Origin of the sequence: Cupriavidus cauae (assembly GCF_026210475.1) — a bacterium.
Lineage (GTDB): Bacteria > Pseudomonadota > Gammaproteobacteria > Burkholderiales > Burkholderiaceae > Cupriavidus > Cupriavidus cauae.
The window spans coordinates 83015-99136 of record NZ_CP080293.1; the positions used below are offsets into that span (position 1 = coordinate 83015).

The window sequence follows — 16122 nt, forward strand, 5'->3', positions numbered from 1 at the left end:
ATCCCCTTACGCCCGGTCGGCCACACGTTCGCCCATGATGCCGGACGGACGGAACACCAGCACGGTGATCAGCACGATGAAGGCAAACACGTCCTGGTAGTTCGAGCCGAACACGCCGTTGGTCAGGTCGCCGATATAGCCGGCGCCCAGCGCCTCGATCAGGCCCAGCAGCATGCCGCCGACCATCGCGCCGGCGAGGTTGCCGATGCCGCCGAGCACGGCCGCGGTAAACGCCTTCAGGCCGGGGATGAAGCCCATGTAGAAGTGCGCGTTGCCATAGTTGGTCGCCATCATCACGCCGGCCAGCGCAGCCAGGGTCGCGCCGATCATGAAGGTGGCCGAGATCACGAAGTTCGGGTTCACGCCCATCAGGCCCGCCACGCGCTGATTCTCGGCGGTGGCGCGCATCGCGCGGCCGAGCTTGGTGCGGTTGACCAGCGTCAGCAGCCCGGCCATCACCATCACGGCCATGCCGATGATGACCATCTCCTTGCCGGTGATGGTGGCCCCGGTGTTGCCGATATCGATCGGGCTCGAGGGCAGCAGCTGCGGGAAGGTCAGCGGATTGCGCGACCAGATCATCATCGCGATGGTCTGCAGCATGATGGAGACGCCGATCGCGGTGATCAGCGGAGCCAGCCGGGGCGCGTTGCGCAGCGGCCGGTAGGCAATCCGTTCGATCGAATAGGACAGCATCGCGCAGACCGGCATCGCGATCAGCGTGGCGATCACGAGCGTCAGCCATTCCGGCAGGCCGGGGGCGAATTGCTGGAGTGCGAGAATCGCCGACAGTGCGGTCAGCGCGCCGATCATCAGCACATCGCCGTGGGCGAAGTTGATGATCCCGAGAATGCCGTAGACCATGGTGTAGCCGAGTGCAATCAGCGCATAGATGCTGCCGAGCACCAGACCATTCACGATCTGCTGGATAAGGATATCCATGAATACTCCTGGCTTGCCGCCCGCACTTCCGGCATGGATGGATGCCGACCGGGCAGCGGGGTGTGAGTGGTTTGGTAAGTGGTTATGTGCTGGTAAGCGGGTAAAGCAACGGCCTGCCGCGTTCCACCCATGGTAAGGGCGCTGTCACAAAAGGCGAGGCTAAAAAGAACGGCACCGCAAAGTACTCACGGTGCCGTTCGGAGGACCGGGTAGGTCCGAATTACATCTTCACGACGTCAAGCACGGACTTCTTCTTGTCCTTGTAGTCGTACAGCGTGATGGTGCCTTCCTTCATGTCGCCCTTCTCGTCGAAGGCGATGTTGCCGATCACGCCCTGGTAGTTGGTCTTGGGCATCTCCGCCAGGATCGCCGCGGGCTCGGTCGAGCCGGCGCGCTTCATCGCATCGACGATCACCATCACGGCGTCGTAGGTGAACGGAGCGTAGATCTGCACCGGTGCGTTGAAACGTTCCTGGTAGCGCTTCTGGAACTCGGCGCCCTTCTCCATCTTGGACAACGCCAGGCCGGCCTCGGAGCAGATGATGTTGCTGACCGCATCGCCCGCCAGTTCCGCGACCTTGTCGGTACAGACGCCGTCGCCGCCGACGATCTTGGCCGGGATGCCGAGTTCCTTGGCCTGCTTGGCGAACGGGCCGCCGGTGGCGTCCATGCCGCCGTACATGATGACGTCCGGCTTCTTGCCCTTGATCTTGGTCAGGATGGCCTTGAAGTCGGTGGCCTTGTCGTTGGTGGCCTCGCGCGCCACGATGTTGACGCCGGCGGCCTTGGCGGTCTTCTCGAACTCGTCGGCCAGGCCCTTGCCGTAGGCGGTGGCGTCGTCGACGATCGCCACGCTCTTGGCGTTCAGGCTCTTGGCGGCGTAGTTGGCCAGGGCCGGGCCCTGCTGGGCATCGGTGGCCACCACGCGGAAGGTCGTCTTGAAGCCCTGCTTGGTGTAGTCGGGGTTGGTCGAGGACGGCGAGATCTGCACGATGCCCGCATCGCTATAGATCTTGGAGGCAGGAATCGACACGCCCGAGTTCAGGTGGCCGACCACGGCGACGACCTTCTCGTCGACCAGCTTCTGGGCCACCGAGGTGCCGGTCTTCGGATCGGCCGCGTCGTCTTCGCCGACCAGTTCCAGGCGGACCTTCTTGCCGCCCAGTTCCAGACCGGCCTTGTTGACCTCTTCGACGGCCAGGCGCGCGCCGTTCTCGTTGTCCTTGCCAAGGTGGGCGATCCCACCGGTCAGCGGCGCCGCATGGCCGATCTTTACCACCACCTCGCCGCCAGCCGGTGCCGCCGCGGCAGGTGCCGAGGCCGTCGCACCGGGCGCCGCCTCTTCCTTCTTGCCGCAGGCAGTAACCAGTGCCACTGCCGCTGCGATCGGCAGAATCTTGGCCAACGTGATTTGCATGAGTGATCTCCTAGGATTCACAAGATCAGGGTTACGCAACGCCTCCCGTCCGTTTCCCTGCACCGCCTTGGTTTAGTTTCAATTTGAAACGCGCGCATTGTATCCCCTTTTTTTGCGGATGCAATACGCGACGCAACAACCTGGGCCTTTTACCCTTCTATTGAGCTAGGTAATTTCCCCAATGCCGTCATTGGGGCAATTCCCATTCACAACAGGGGCTCTTTGAGATACCTAACAAGATCCGTGCCCGCCACGTCACCAGGCGGCCTTCCGGACGTTCCAGCGTGGCTGACAAGGCACCTATCTTTATAGATATTAATTAGGCATTTCATAAAAGAAATATGCACCAATTTAGAATGTCGGCAATCCGCGTTCGCACCAATCGAGGGAAAACCCGTATTTAGGGGAATTACCCTAAAGTCCTTCGCAAAAGACGCGCCTTGTGCCGAGTCAATATATCGTTGTGACGATTAAGTTTCTTTCGACGGAAGCCCGACACTCGGCATGGCACAGTGCGATGGCGCGAAAACGCGCCGGCCAAAACGACAACGCCCCGCTCGAGGCGGGGCGCTGCTAAAAACCGGGAAGGTCCGCGGGACTCAGGCGGCGGTCGCCTGCAGGCCCTTGGGCAGGGGGAACGACATGTTTTCCTCGATGCCCTCCAGCGGACGCACCTGCCGCGCGCCGAGCGCGCGCAGCCGGTCGACGATCGACTGGGCCAGCGCCTCCGGCGCCGAAGCGCCGGCGGTCAGCCCGATGCGGCGCTTGCCGGCGATCCATTCGGGACGGACCTGTTCCGGCGCATCGACCATATAGGCAGGCACGCCAAGCCGCTCGGCCAGTTCGCGCAGGCGGTTCGAGTTGGAGCTGTTGGGACTGCCGACCACGATCACCACGTCGACCTGCGGCGCCATGAACTTGACGGCGTCCTGGCGGTTCTGCGTCGCATAGCAGATGTCCTGCTTCTTCGGCTCGCGGATTTCCGGGAAGCGTGCCTTCAGCGCGGCGACGATCTCCTCGGTCTCGTCGACCGACAGCGTGGTCTGCGTGACATAGGCCAGCCGCGTGGGATCGGCGACCTGCAGGGTCTGCACGTCGGCGGGCGACTCGACCAGCAGCATGCCGCCGTCGGCCTGGCCCATCGTGCCCTCGACCTCGGGGTGGCCGCGATGGCCGATCATCACGATCTCGCAGCCTTCGGCGCGCATCTTGCCGACCTCGACATGCACCTTGGTCACCAGCGGACAGGTCGCGTCGAAGACGTTCAGGCCGCGCGCCTGCGCCTCGGCGCGGACGCTGCGCGACACGCCGTGGGCGCTGAAGATCACGGTCGCGCCGGCCGGCACCTCGTCGAGGTCCTGCACGAAGACGGCGCCCTTGCGGCGCAGATCGGCCACGACATAGGCGTTGTGCACGATTTCATGGCGCACGTAGATCGGCGCGCCAAAGCGCTGGAGCGCGCGCTCCACGATCTCGATCGCGCGATCGACCCCGGCGCAGAAGCCGCGCGGCTGGGCCAGCAGGATCTCGGCGTCGGGGGCGGGAGTCATTTCGGACATGCGGGGAGGTAGCTGCGCTCCGGCTGCCGAGGCGGCCGGAGCAGGTCGTCAGAGGATGCCGATCAGCTGGACGTCGAACAGGATGGTCTGTCCGGCCAGCGGATGATTGAAGTCGAACAGCGCCGAGGTCTCGCCGATTTCCTTGAGGACGCCGGCATATTTGCCGCCGCCGGGCGCGTTGAACTCGACCAGGTCACCCGGGCTGTAGTCCTCTTCGAACGAGCTGTTCTCGCGCAGCGTGGCCAGCGACACGCGCTGCAGCAGCTCGGGATTGCGCGGCCCGAAGGCGTGCTCCGGCGCCAGACGGTAGCTGGTGCGCTCGCCCTCGGCCATGCCGAGCAGCGCCTGTTCCAGCGTGGGCGCGAACTGGCCCTGCCCCAGCAGCAGCGTGGCGGGCTTGTCGTCGAAGGTGCTGACGACCTCGGTACCGTTCTCCAGCGAGATGCGGTAATGCAAGGTCAGGAAGGAATCGGCCTGCACGGTCTTGCGCGCGGTGGCGCCGCCGGAGTCCGACGCAAAAGTTTGCGAATTCATGAATGCTCAACCAGTCGAGAACCCGTATTGTAAGCGACTGGACCCGGCGCCGCCGATCACGGCCACGGGCCCGCCCCGCCCGCCGACGCGCTTCCCGAACGAGACCGCCATGCCCATCCCCGATTGGCCCGCCAGCGAACGTCCTCGCGAAAAGCTGCTGCAAGCCGGTGCCGCCTCGTTGTCCGACGCCGAACTGCTCGCGGTATTCCTGCGCGTCGGCGTGCCGGGCAAGAGCGCGGTCGATGTGGCGCGCGAGCTGATCGCGGCATTCGGCTCGCTGACCGGGCTGCTCGCCGCCAGCCAGACCGAACTGAGCCGGGTGCGCGGCGTCGGCACCGCCAAGTACGTGCAGCTGCAGGCGGTGGTCGAGTTGACGCGGCGGGCGTTGGCCGAGCAGCTGGCGATGGCGCCGGGCCTGGAGTCGCCGCAGGCCGTACGGGACTACCTGCGGTTGTCGCTGGCGCAGCGGCCTTACGAGGTGTTCCTGTGCCTGTTCCTGGATGCGCGCAACCGGCTGCTGGCCGCCGAGGAGCTGTTCCGCGGCACGCTGACGCAAACCAGCGTCTACCCGCGCGAGGTGGCCAGGCAGGCGTTGGCGCATAATGCGGCCGCGGTGATCGTCGCCCACAACCACCCGTCGGGCAATCCGGCGCCGAGTCCCGCGGACCTGGCGATGACCAAGGCGCTGGCGCATTCGCTGGCGCTGATCGACGTCCATGTGCTCGACCACTTCATCGTCGCCGGCAATACGACCTACTCGCTGGCCGAGCACCGGCAACTGTGACGCCAAAGGCACGGGCGTGTCGCCGTGGCGTCAACGCACAGAAGGCATTGATCGGCTGAGGGATTTCGGTCTATAATGCCCGTTTTGCTGAAGTCTTAACCGCTGCAGTCCGGGCCCGCGCGCCTTTTGTTGATCTGTTGCGAACATTGTCCACGAATAGAAGATTTAGGAGTGCTTCATGGCACGCGTCTGTCAAGTGACCGGGAAAGCGCCGATGGTCGGCAACAACGTTTCCCACGCAAACAACAAGACCAAGCGCCGTTTTCTGCCCAACCTGCAGAACCGTCGTTTCTTTGTTGAATCGGAAAACCGCTGGGTGAGCCTGCGCGTCTCGAACGCCGGTCTGCGCCTGATCGACAAGAAAGGCATCGACTCCGTGCTCGCCGACCTGCGCGCACGCGGCGAAGTCTAATTAGGAGTTCATCATGGCCAGCAAAGGCGGACGCGACAAGATCAAACTGGAATCCACCGCGGGTACCGGTCACTTCTACACCACCGACAAGAACAAGCGCACCATGCCGGAAAAGATGTCGATCAAGAAATTTGATCCGGTCGCGCGCAAGCACGTCGAGTACAAGGAAACCAAGATCAAGTAATTGATCCTGCGTTCCAGCGAAGAACCCCGCCATGGCGGGGTTTTTTGTTGCCTGCTCGTCGCCGCTGCCCCGCTCCCCGACTTCCCCGCTCCCCGCTCCCCGCTCCCCGCTCCCCGCTCCCCGCTCCCCGACTTCCCCCAACTTCCCCCGACCTCCCGGCTCCCCCACTGCCAACTCTGCCCAACATGCCGTGGGGAGACGCAGCACGCCGCGCCGCCAGCAGGGGCAAGGCGCGGCGGCTTGATCGGCGGTGTACACTTTCGAGCTTTCCCGCACCACCGGCGCCCTCGCCGCGCCACCACGCATCATGAACTTCGACGTCGCCATCGTCGGCAGCGGCCTGGCCGGCCTCACGGTCGCGCTGCAACTGGCCGACAGCCACCGGGTTGTCATCGTGAGCAAGCGCGCCATGACGCAAGGCGCCAGCGACTGGGCCCAGGGCGGCATCGCGGCGGTGCTGGACTCCGGCGACAGCCACGACGAACACACGCAGGATACGCTGATCGCCGGTGCCGGCCTGTGCGATGAAGGCGCGACCCGCTTCATCGTCGAGCACGGGCGCGAAGCAATCCAGTGGCTGATCGACCGGGGCGTGCCGTTCACGCGCGACGAACAGGCCGAGCTCGGCTATCACCTGACCCGCGAAGGCGGCCACAGCCGTCGCCGCATCATCCACGCGGCCGACGCCACCGGCCATGCCGTGGTCACGACGCTGACCGAGCAGGTGCGCCGCCATCCCAATATCACGATCCTCGAAGACCATTTCGCGATCGACCTGATCACCTCGCGCAAGATGGGACTGGGCGGCAACCGTTGCCTCGGGCTGTACGTGCTCGACGACGCCAACGGCCAGGTGCATACGCTGACCGCCAGCCATACCGTGCTGGCCACCGGCGGCGCGGGCAAGGTCTATCTCTATACGACCAATCCGGACACGGCTACTGGCGACGGCATCGCGATGGCCTGGCGCGCGGGCTGCCGGGTCGCGAACATGGAATTCATCCAGTTCCATCCGACCTGCCTGTACCACCCGTATGCCAAGTCATTCCTGATTTCCGAGGCGGTGCGCGGGGAAGGCGGCCGGCTGGTGCTGCCCGACGGCACCCGCTTCATGCCGGAGCACGATGCGCGCGCCGAACTGGCGCCGCGCGACGTGGTGGCCCGCGCGATCGACTTCGAGATGAAAAAGCGCGGCCTGGACTGCGTGTACCTCGACATCACGCACCAGCCCGCGCCCTTCCTGCGCGAACACTTCCCCACCATCCACGCGCGCTGCCTGGAACTGGGCATCGACATCACGCGCCAGCCAATCCCGGTGGTGCCGGCCGCGCACTACACCTGCGGCGGCGTGGTCACCGACACGTCGGGACGCACCGATCTGGACAATCTGTACGCCGTCGGCGAGACGGCCTACACCGGCCTGCACGGCGCCAACCGGCTGGCATCGAACTCGCTGCTCGAATGCATGGTGATCGGCCGGGCGGCCGCCAACGACATCGCCTCGCAGGCCAAGGCCGGCAAACCCGATCTGGCGTTGCCGCCGTGGGACGAGAGCCGCGTGTCCGATGCCGACGAGGAGGTCGTGGTCTCGCACAACTGGGACGAGCTGCGCCGGATGATGTGGAACTACGTCGGCATCGTGCGCACCAGCAAGCGGCTGGAACGCGCGCAGCATCGGATCGCGCTGCTGCGCGAGGAGATCACCGAGTACTACGCGAATTTCCGCGTCACGCGCGACCTGCTGGAACTGCGCAATCTGGTCGAAGTGGCGGCGATGATCGTCGACAGCGCCTATGCGCGCCATGAAAGCCGCGGCCTGCATTTCAGCCGCGACTATCCCGGGACATTGCCGAAGGCGCTGCCGACCGTGCTGCAGCCGCCGAACGGTCGCCGCCGCGGCAACTGAACACCGACCGAAACGATACCGAAGCGCACCCGAAACGCACCCGCAGCGCGACGGAAGCGCACCCGAAGGCGAGCCGGGTCCGATCGGGCCCGGACAGACAGCAGGCTCGAGCCCGATGCGGCCCGAGCCGGCTCAGCCGATGATGCGCAACGAGTAGTCGGTTGCGCGCACGTCCTTGGTCAGCGCGCCCACCGAAATCCGGTCGACGCCGGTCTCGGCGAAACGCCGGATCGTATTCGCGTTGACGCCGCCGGACACTTCCAGCACCGCGCGGCCGCGATTGACCCGCACCGCTTCGCGCATCATCGGCTCGGTGAAGTTGTCGAGCAGGATCGAGACGGCACCGGCGGCCAGCGCCTCCTCCAGTTCGACCAGCGACTCGACCTCGACCTGCACCGGCACGCCGGCGTTCAGCGCGGCCGCGGCCTGCAGCGCCGCGGTGACGCCGCCCGCCGCGGCGATATGGTTTTCCTTGATCAGGATGCCGTCATAGAGCGCAAGCCGCTGGTTGTCGCCGCCGCCGACCTTGACCGCGTACTTCTGCGCCAGGCGCAGTCCCGGCAGCGTCTTGCGCGTGTCGAGCACGCGGGCGCGCGTACCGACGACCAGGTCGGCATAGCGCCGCGTCGCGGTGGCCACGCCCGACAGCAGTTGCAGGAAATTCAGCGATGGCCGCTCGGCGGTCAGCAGCGAACGGGCCGGGCCGTCGATCTCGCAGACCACGGAATCGGCCGCCATGAGAGTGCCTTCCCGTTGCAGCCAGCGGATTTGCAAACGCGGATCGACCGCATGCATGCAGGCATCGAACCATGGCTGCCCGCACAGCACCGCCTCCTCGCGCACGATCACACGGGCGTGCGCCTGCTTGTCGGCCGGCACCAGCTGGCCGGTCCAGTCGCCCGAGCCGACGTCCTCGGCGATCGCCGCGCGGACGTTCTCGCGCAGCGCCTCGGCCAGCGCGGGTCCGTACTGGTCGAAGACCGGATTCACTGTATCGCCTGTATCGTTCATCGCGGACTCGCTCATGCCGGACCGATCCCCTGGAACAGCGCCTGCTCCTTGGCCAGGTCGGCGGCGGGCCGTACGTTGGCCTTCTGCCGCGCGGCAAAGTCGAGCATGCGGTCGATGCAGGTATAGGCGCGACGCCCGATGTCGGGATCGACATGGATCTCGTTGCGGCCGGTCTCCAGCACCTCGGCCAGATTGGTCAGCGCGTTCATCGCCATCCACGGGCAATGCGCGCAGCTCTTGCAGGTCGCGCTGTTGCCGGCGGTCGGCGCCTCGATGAAATGCTTGCCCGGCGCGGCCATCCGCATCTTGTGCAGGATGCCGTTGTCGGTGGCGACGATGAATTCGTTGGCGTCGAGCTGCTGGGCGGCGGCGATCAGCTGCGAGGTCGAGCCGACCACGTCGGCCTGGGCCACCACGTTGGCCGGCGATTCCGGATGCACCAGGATCCTGGCCTTCGGATGTTCCTTGCGCAGCAGATCGAGCTCGATGCCCTTGAACTCGTCGTGCACCAGGCACGAGCCCTGCCACAGCAGCATGTCGGCGCCGGTCTGGCGCTGGATATAGCCACCCAGATGCTTGTCGGGCGCCCACAGGATCTTCTCGCCGCGCGCGTGCAGATGTTCGACGATCTTCAGGCCGATGCTGGAGGTCACCATCCAGTCGGCGCGCGCCTTGACCGCGGCGCTGGTGTTCGCATAGACCACCACGGTACGGTCCGGATGCGTGTCGCAGAACGCGGCGAACTCGTCGGCCGGGCAGCCCAGGTCCAGCGAACAGGTCGCGTCCAGGTCGGGCATCAGGATGGTCTTTTCGGGACTGAGGATCTTGGCGGTCTCGCCCATGAAGCGCACGCCGGCCACCACCAGCGTCTGCGCCGGATGGTCGCGCCCGAAGCGGGCCATCTCCAGCGAATCGGACACGCAACCGCCGGTTTCCTCGGCAAGGTCCTGCAGGTCGGCGTCGACATAGTAGTGCGCGACCAGCACCGCATTGCGCGCCTTCAGCAGCGCGCGGATGCGATCCTTCAATGCCGAGCGCTCGTCCGGCGTCAGCGCGGGCGGCACCTTGGCCCAGGCGTGGGCGACGCAGCTCGCGCCACCGTCCGCCTGCATCTGCGTCGGTTTCTCGAACTCGACGGTCTTGATCGTTTGGGGGGTCATCTCCTGTACTCCTCGGGGCACCCGTGCTCGCCGCCGCATCGCCTCGCTTGGTCATTGCGGCCGGGACCGGCCTCTAGATGGGGCGGCGTCGCCAAAAGAAAAGCCCCGCCAGCGACAGCATGGCGGGGCTTCGGGCGCGCCTGGCATTGTAGCAGGCGCTGTCCTTCTTATCAGGCGTTACGCGTAGCGGCGCAGGCGCAGCGAGAACTCCTGCAGCGCCTGGATGCCGCTCGCTTCGGCGCGGTGGCACCAGGCCTGCAGCTGTTGCAGCAGCTGTTCGCGCGTCAGGTTCGAACGGCCCCAGATCGCGGCCAGTTCGCGGCGCATCTCGACGAAGGTCTGCAGTGCCTTGTTGTGCTCGACGATGCTGGCCAGTTGCTGGCGCTGGGGCTCGGCCAGCTTGGTCTCGTCGCGGTGGAACCACTTGCGCGCCAGCTTGAAGCGGCGATAGTCGGCAACGCGCTTGGCCTTCAGCTGGGCCAGTTCCTCGCGGTACGCATTCTTGACGGCCTTGGCATAGCGCGCCATCACGTCATAGCGGTTGGCGATGATGGCTTCCAGCGTGTTGTGATCGACCGGACGGGCCTCGACCAGACGCGCCTTGGGCGGGGTCTTCTTGACCTTGGCCAGGCCGACCGCCTGCATCGCGCGGATGTAGCACCAGCCGATATCGAACTCGTACCACTTGATCGAGAACTTGGCCGAGGTCGGATAGGTATGGTGGTTGTTGTGCAGTTCCTCGCCCCCGATGATGATGCCCCACGGCGACACATTGGTCGACGCGTCCTCGCAATCGTAGTTGCGATAGCCCCACCAGTGGCCCAGGCCGTTGATGATGCCGGCGGCATGAATCGGGATCCATAGCATCTGCACGCCCCAGACCGACAGGCCGACCACGCCGAACAGCGCCAGGTCGATGATCAGCATCAGGCCGACGCCCTGCCAGGTGAAGCGCGAATACAGGTTGCGCTCGATCCAGTCGTTGGGCGTGCCGTGGCCGAACTTGGCCAGCGTTTCCTTGTTCTTGGCTTCGGCCCGGTACAGCTCGGCGCCTTCGAGCAGCACCTTGCGGATGCCGCGGGTCTGCGGGCTATGCGGATCGTCTTCGGTTTCGCACTTGGCGTGGTGCTTGCGGTGGATCGCAGTCCACTCCTTGGTGACCATGCCCGTGGTCAGCCACAGCCAGAAGCGGAAGAAGTGCGCGGCGATCGGGTGCAGATCGAGCGAGCGGTGCGCCATGCACCGGTGCAGGAAAATCGTGACACCGGCGATGGTGATGTGGGTCATGACCAGGGTGAAGATCACGATCTTCCACCAGGACCAGTCGAGAAGGCCGTTGGCGGCCCACTGAAGAATTGTGTCGAACAAACTGTTCTCCGTGCTTGATAGAGGCTGGCTGCGACGTGTCGGGGTGTCGCAGCAACGCGCAGAAAAATGACTGCAAATCCAGTGATTGCGTCTTATGGCGTCAGCCAAGGCGTCTTGCGCCTTCGCGGGACCCCGGCACGCGCCGCTGCAATCTGGCGGCTGGCCCTCGGGCACGGATCGGTAGTCCGGCCGGGGGAATCCCCGGGACGACCCGCGATTTTACCGGAACGCCAGCGTCCCGGCATCCGCTTTTACCCGTGCGTGTGCTTTTCGTTTGCCGTGTTGGACGCCGAAAACGATACTTCGTTCCTTCAATGGCGATGGCGTCACATACGCGACCTGTCGCGCCTTTCTTATGCCGATTCCGCCGCATTGGCCGCGACCCGCGACACCGGCGTCCCGTCCGTGGGCAGCACACGCAACTCGCGCTGCGGATAGGGAATCGAAATGCCGCTGGCCCGGAATGCCTTCCAGATGGCGCGGTTCATTTCCGATTGCACGCCGAGCTTGCCGTTCTGCGGATCGGCGATGAAGCCCGCCACCTCGTACTCGACCCCGCTGTCGGCAAACGCCACCAGGAAGGCCGCCGGCGCCGGGTCCGCCAGCAGGCGCGGAATGCCGCGCACGGCCTCGGTCAGCAGTGCCAGCACCATCTCGGGATCGGCGTCGTAGTCGGCCTGCACCCGGGTCGCCACCCGTACATTGGTATTCGAGAACGAATGGTTCTGCACCGACTGCGCGACCAGCTGCTCGTTCGGCACCAGCGTCTCGCCGTCGCCATTGCGCACCACGGTGTAGCGGGTGCGGATCTGCGCCACGATGCCGGTGTACTTGTCGACCGTGATCTGGTCGCCGAGCTTGACCGAGCGGTCCAGCAGGATGATGAAGCCGGACACGTAGTTGCTGGCGATCTTCTGCAGACCCAGGCCCAGGCCGACGCCGAGCGCGCCGCCGAACACCGACAGCACGGTCAGGTCGATGCCGACCAGCGACAGGCTGAACAGCAGCGAAACCAGCAGCAGCAGCGCCTTGGACAGCCGCGTCAGCACCACGCGCAGGCTGGTGTCGATGGTCGCCGAGCGCATCAGCCGCTCTTCCAGCCACGAACCGAACCACAGCGCGGCCAGCACCGTCAGCAGGATCCACACGCAGGCCATCAGCAGATCGGCCACGCTGATGCGCTGCTGCCCGAGGGCGAACTGGATCGAATCGAGCCACTGCACCGCCTCGGACAGCATGCCGAGCACGTACAGCGCCATGCCGACCCAGACCAGCGTGGTCAGCACCTTCTCCACCAGCGTCAGCATGCCGTGCAGCTGGCCGTTGCCGGACAGCACGCGGCGCAGCACGTAGAAGGCGAAATAGAGGAAGGTGATGCCGAACAGCGGCACCAGCGCCAGCCGCAGCATGCTGACCGGAATCAGCGGCGCCAGCGCGAAGCGCGCCGCCAGCACCAGCAGCCAGCCGAACAGCGGAAACATCGCGCGCTCCAGGCTCGCGGCGGCAAAGCGCAGCGCGAAGCTCGAACCCGCGTAGCGCGCCTCGAGCCGCCCGGCGACATGGCGCGCCAGCGGCCAGGCCAGCAGCACGCAGCCGGCCAGCGCGGCCAGTTGCCACAGGAAGCCGGGGTCGCCGGCATCCTGCATCAGGTCGCCCAGCATCTTGCCGAACACGGCATGGGATTGCGACAGATCGGTCAGGGAGTTGGAGGCCATCGATCGACGAGTTCAACCAGTGAAGAAAGCAACGACAGTGAAGAACAAAAAAATACCGGGCGGTGAGTGCCCGGTATCCGCGAAACGACAGGGGCCGGGGCCCCCATGCTCATTGGCGCGAGCGCTCCAGCACCGCCGCGAAGAATCCGTCGGTCTGGTGCAGATGGGGATAGAGCGCCAGCGTCTGCGCGTCCTCGGGCAGGTCGGCGATCGCGATCTTCTGCTCGGCCAGCACCTGTGCCACCGGCACGAGCTGGAAGTCGGCATGGCGGCTCAGGAAGTCACGCACGATCGCCTCGTTCTCGGCCTCGAGCACGCTGCAGGTGGCATAGACCACGCGGCCGCCCGGCTTGACCAGGCGCGCCGCCGATTCGAGGATGGCCGCCTGCTTGGCGGTCAGCTCCAGCACCGTCTGCGGGCTCTGGCGCCATTTGAGGTCCGGATTGCGCCGCAGCGTGCCCAGGCCGCTGCAAGGCGCGTCGACCAGCACGCGGTCGATCTTGCCGGCCAGCCGCTTGACCTTGGCGTCCTGCTCCGAGTCGATCAGCACCGGATGGACGTTCGACAGTCCGCTGCGCGCCAGGCGCGGCTTCAGGTTGGCCAGGCGCTTGTCGGACACGTCGAAGGCGTAGAGCCGCCCGGTCGAGCGCATCAGCGCGCCGAGCGCCAGCGTCTTGCCGCCGGCACCGGCGCAGAAGTCGACCACCATCTCGCCGCGCCGCGGGGCGACCAGATGGCACAGCAGCTGGCTACCCTCGTCCTGCACCTCGACCAGTCCGTTGATGAACAGCGGCAGCTGGTTCAGCGCCGGCTTGCCCGCCAGGCGGATGCCGGTCGGGGCGATCGGCGTCGGCTCGGCCGCAAGTCCGGCCTCCTCCAGCTCCGCCAGCACGGCCTCGCGCGAGGTCTTGATCAGATTGGCGCGCAGATCCAGCGGCGCGGGCCGCAGCCAGGCATCGCCGAGCGCGGCGGTAAAGGCCTCGCCGTGCCGGGCGACCAACTGCTCGTACAGCCACTCAGGCAGATTGGCGCGCACGCGCGGCGCCAGGCTGGCGCGTTCGATGGTCATCAGCCGGTCCAGCCACTGGGCCTCTTCCGGATACAGGAACGGCGTCAGCGCGTCGCGACCCAGCGTCGCCGCAAGGCCCAGCAGGGCCAGCCGGCGCGGCGCGGCGCCCGAGCCGGACTCGGCGAACTGGGCGAATTCCACGCGCCGGCGCAGCACGGCAAACACGGCCTCGGCGATGATGCCCCGCTCGCGGTGGCCGAGCTTGGGATTCTCGCGGAAGTAGTAGCTGACCACGGCGTCAGCGGGCCGCGCGAACAGCATCACCTTGCCGAGCAACCGGTCGATATGCTGGATATGCGTGGCGTGCAGGGCGCCGTGCGGACGCGCCTGTCCGTCGTTGGCGCTCTCGCGCGGCGAGGTGGCCTTGCGCAGCGGGCTTGTCTTGCGTTTGGTGCGGGAGGGCGGACGCGCGCCGCCGCGCGGTGCCTGGGCGGGACGGGTCATTGACGGGCTCCGGTGGTATCGATGGGGGTGGCGGAGTCCGAGGGGGAGTCCGAAGTGGGGTTCGAAGCGGAATTCGGGGCGGTGGCGGCATCGTCGGACGATGCGGCCAGCGCGATCAGCAATTGCGGTTCGGGCGGCTCGACATGGACCACGCTGTCCTTGACGCGCAGCCGCCCTTCGACGAACCAGCGCACCGCGCGGGGATAGATCTGATGCTCGCAGGGCAGCAGCCGCTGCGCCAGCGTGTCGGGGGTGTCACCAGGACCGACCTCGATCGCCGCCTGCAGCACGATGGGACCGTGGTCCAGCGCGGCGGTGACGAAATGCACGCTGGCGCCGTGCACCTTGACGCCGGCCTCCAGCGCCTGCTGGTGGGTATGCAGGCCGGGGAAACTGGGCAGCAGCGACGGATGGATATTCATCATGCGGCCGGCATAGTGCTCGACGAACTCCGGCGTCAGGATCCGCATGAAGCCGGCCAGCACCACCAGGTCCGGCACGTGGGCGTCGATCGCGTTCGCCAGCGCCTTGTCGAAGCTGGCCCGGTCGGGATAGTGGCGATGATCGACCACGCCGACCGGAATGCCTTGCGCCGCGGCGAACTTGAGGCCGGGCGCGTCGGGGCGGTTGGACAGCACGGCGGCGATCCGTGCCGGCCAGGCCTGCTCGGCGCAGGCCCGGACGATCGCTTCCATGTTGGAACCGCGCCCCGAGATGAGGATGACGATATTTTTCATCGCGCAATTCTACCAAGCGGCGCCCCGCGACAGCGCCGTGGAAGCCTTCCTCCGCAAACTGACTGGCCCGCGCTTCCCCCGATTGCGGATTGTGACGTCCCGCTCGCTCTGCTAGAGTCGCCCTATCGCCCATCCGCCCGCTCGACGGGACGGGACCATACAACAAGGGCGAAGCTGTTTTAGACGGGAAATCGCATGTCGAATGTTGCACCGACCTTGCTGGTGGTCGACGACCACCCCATGGCGCTGTCCGGCACCACCCTGTTCCTGGCGCAGGTGATGCCCGATGTTGCGGTCCATGCCGCCGGGAGCGCCTCCGAGGCGCTGGACACCCTCCAACGCGGGCTCCGGCCCGATATCGTGCTGCTCGACATCTGGCTGAACGACGGCACCGGCTTCGATGCCATGCAGACGCTCAAGGCCATCGTGCCGGCCGCACGCTTCATCTTCATGTCGGCCGAGGCCACGCCCGAGATCGTCGAGCGGGCCCGCGCGCTGTCCGCCTTCGGCTTCGTCGGCAAGCATCTGGACGCGCCGGCCTTCGCCGCGGTGGTGCGCCGCGTGCTGGCCGGCGACACCGCCTTTCCGTCCGACGAGGCGCTGAACGGCCAGCCGCGCGCCTTCGGCCCGACGCACAGCATCCCGGTCACGCCGGCCGAACTCGGCCTGACGCCGCGCCAGGGGTCGGTGCTGGCGCTGGTGCTAGAAGGGCTGCCCAACAAGGTCATCGCGCGCGAGCTGGGCCTGACGGAGAACACCGTCAAGGAACACGTGTCGGCGATCCTGCAGCGGCTGGGCGTGCGCACGCGGATGCAGGTGATGTCCCGCATGGAGCGGTTCCGGCTGCGACAGTAGGCGCGGCTCGCCGGGCAGCACGCGG

Annotated in this window: 15 protein-coding genes; 5 read left to right on the forward strand and 10 right to left on the reverse strand. The window is 66.4% G+C overall.

All coding sequences use genetic code 11. The features are described from left to right. Nucleotides 1-6: 6 nt before the first annotated feature. From KZ686_RS00395 to KZ686_RS00410, 4 genes are all read right to left on the reverse strand, one after another. Complete coding sequence (locus KZ686_RS00395) at nt 7-942, reverse strand: branched-chain amino acid ABC transporter permease (RefSeq protein WP_149316719.1); 936 nt, start codon at nt 940-942, stop codon at nt 7-9. 220 nt (nt 943-1162) lie between these two features. Further along, complete coding sequence (locus KZ686_RS00400; RefSeq protein ID WP_149316718.1) at nt 1163-2359, reverse strand: branched-chain amino acid ABC transporter substrate-binding protein; 1197 nt, start codon at nt 2357-2359, stop codon at nt 1163-1165. A gap of 599 nt (nt 2360-2958) precedes the next feature. After that, nucleotides 2959-3918 carry a 4-hydroxy-3-methylbut-2-enyl diphosphate reductase gene (gene ispH / locus KZ686_RS00405; RefSeq protein ID WP_149316717.1) on the reverse strand — a complete coding sequence of 320 codons (960 nt, stop codon included), beginning with the start codon at nt 3916-3918 and terminating at the stop codon, nt 2959-2961. A 48-nt stretch (nt 3919-3966) separates the two neighbouring features. Next, on the reverse strand, nt 3967-4452 hold the full coding sequence (locus tag KZ686_RS00410; RefSeq protein ID WP_006575659.1) for an FKBP-type peptidyl-prolyl cis-trans isomerase: 486 nt from the start codon (nt 4450-4452) through the stop codon (nt 3967-3969). 109 nt (nt 4453-4561) lie between these two features. Between KZ686_RS00410 and radC the strand changes: the two genes are divergently transcribed. The 4 genes from radC to nadB all read left to right on the forward strand — a co-directional run bounded on the left by radC (nt 4562) and on the right by nadB (nt 7738). Further along, entirely contained in the window at nt 4562-5236 is a 675-nt protein-coding gene (radC, locus tag KZ686_RS00415) for a RadC family protein (RefSeq protein WP_149316716.1), read from the forward strand. A 178-nt stretch (nt 5237-5414) separates the two neighbouring features. Further along, nucleotides 5415-5648 carry a 50S ribosomal protein L28 gene (gene rpmB, locus KZ686_RS00420; RefSeq protein ID WP_006575661.1) on the forward strand — a complete coding sequence of 78 codons (234 nt, stop codon included), beginning with the start codon at nt 5415-5417 and terminating at the stop codon, nt 5646-5648. 13 nt (nt 5649-5661) lie between these two features. Then, nucleotides 5662-5832, forward strand: coding sequence for a 50S ribosomal protein L33 (rpmG, locus tag KZ686_RS00425; protein WP_006575662.1), 171 nt, complete (start codon nt 5662-5664; stop codon nt 5830-5832). Nucleotides 5833-6139: 307 nt separating this feature from the next. After that, the gene (gene nadB / locus KZ686_RS00430; RefSeq protein WP_265633501.1) at nt 6140-7738 is read left to right on the forward strand and encodes an L-aspartate oxidase; all 1599 of its coding nucleotides are present in this window, start codon (nt 6140-6142) and stop codon (nt 7736-7738) included. A 132-nt stretch (nt 7739-7870) separates the two neighbouring features. Here the strand turns inward: nadB and nadC are convergent, their stop codons facing one another. The 6 genes from nadC to purN all read right to left on the reverse strand — a co-directional run bounded on the left by nadC (nt 7871) and on the right by purN (nt 15242). Beyond that, nucleotides 7871-8749: a carboxylating nicotinate-nucleotide diphosphorylase gene (gene nadC / locus KZ686_RS00435; RefSeq protein WP_265632810.1), complete on the reverse strand. Its 879-nt coding sequence runs from the start codon at nt 8747-8749 to the stop codon at nt 7871-7873. 11 nt (nt 8750-8760) lie between these two features. Next, nucleotides 8761-9909, reverse strand: coding sequence for a quinolinate synthase NadA (gene nadA, locus KZ686_RS00440; RefSeq protein WP_265632811.1), 1149 nt, complete (start codon nt 9907-9909; stop codon nt 8761-8763). Between the two features lie 177 nt (nt 9910-10086). Continuing rightward, complete coding sequence (locus tag KZ686_RS00445) at nt 10087-11277, reverse strand: DesA family fatty acid desaturase (protein WP_006575665.1); 1191 nt, start codon at nt 11275-11277, stop codon at nt 10087-10089. A gap of 353 nt (nt 11278-11630) precedes the next feature. Beyond that, nucleotides 11631-12992, reverse strand: a complete 1362-nt coding sequence (locus tag KZ686_RS00450) for a mechanosensitive ion channel family protein (RefSeq protein ID WP_265632812.1) — start codon at nt 12990-12992, stop codon at nt 11631-11633. Between the two features lie 109 nt (nt 12993-13101). Continuing rightward, nucleotides 13102-14505, reverse strand: a complete 1404-nt coding sequence (locus tag KZ686_RS00455) for an RsmB/NOP family class I SAM-dependent RNA methyltransferase (RefSeq protein WP_149316712.1) — start codon at nt 14503-14505, stop codon at nt 13102-13104. After that, nucleotides 14502-15242, reverse strand: a complete 741-nt coding sequence (gene purN, locus KZ686_RS00460) for a phosphoribosylglycinamide formyltransferase (RefSeq protein ID WP_226107225.1) — start codon at nt 15240-15242, stop codon at nt 14502-14504. Before purN ends, KZ686_RS00455 begins: the two co-directional genes overlap by 4 nt. A gap of 195 nt (nt 15243-15437) precedes the next feature. Between purN and KZ686_RS00465 the strand changes: the two genes are divergently transcribed. Then, nucleotides 15438-16097: a response regulator gene (locus tag KZ686_RS00465; protein ID WP_149316710.1), complete on the forward strand. Its 660-nt coding sequence runs from the start codon at nt 15438-15440 to the stop codon at nt 16095-16097. The last annotated feature ends 25 nt before the right edge of the window (nt 16098-16122 follow it).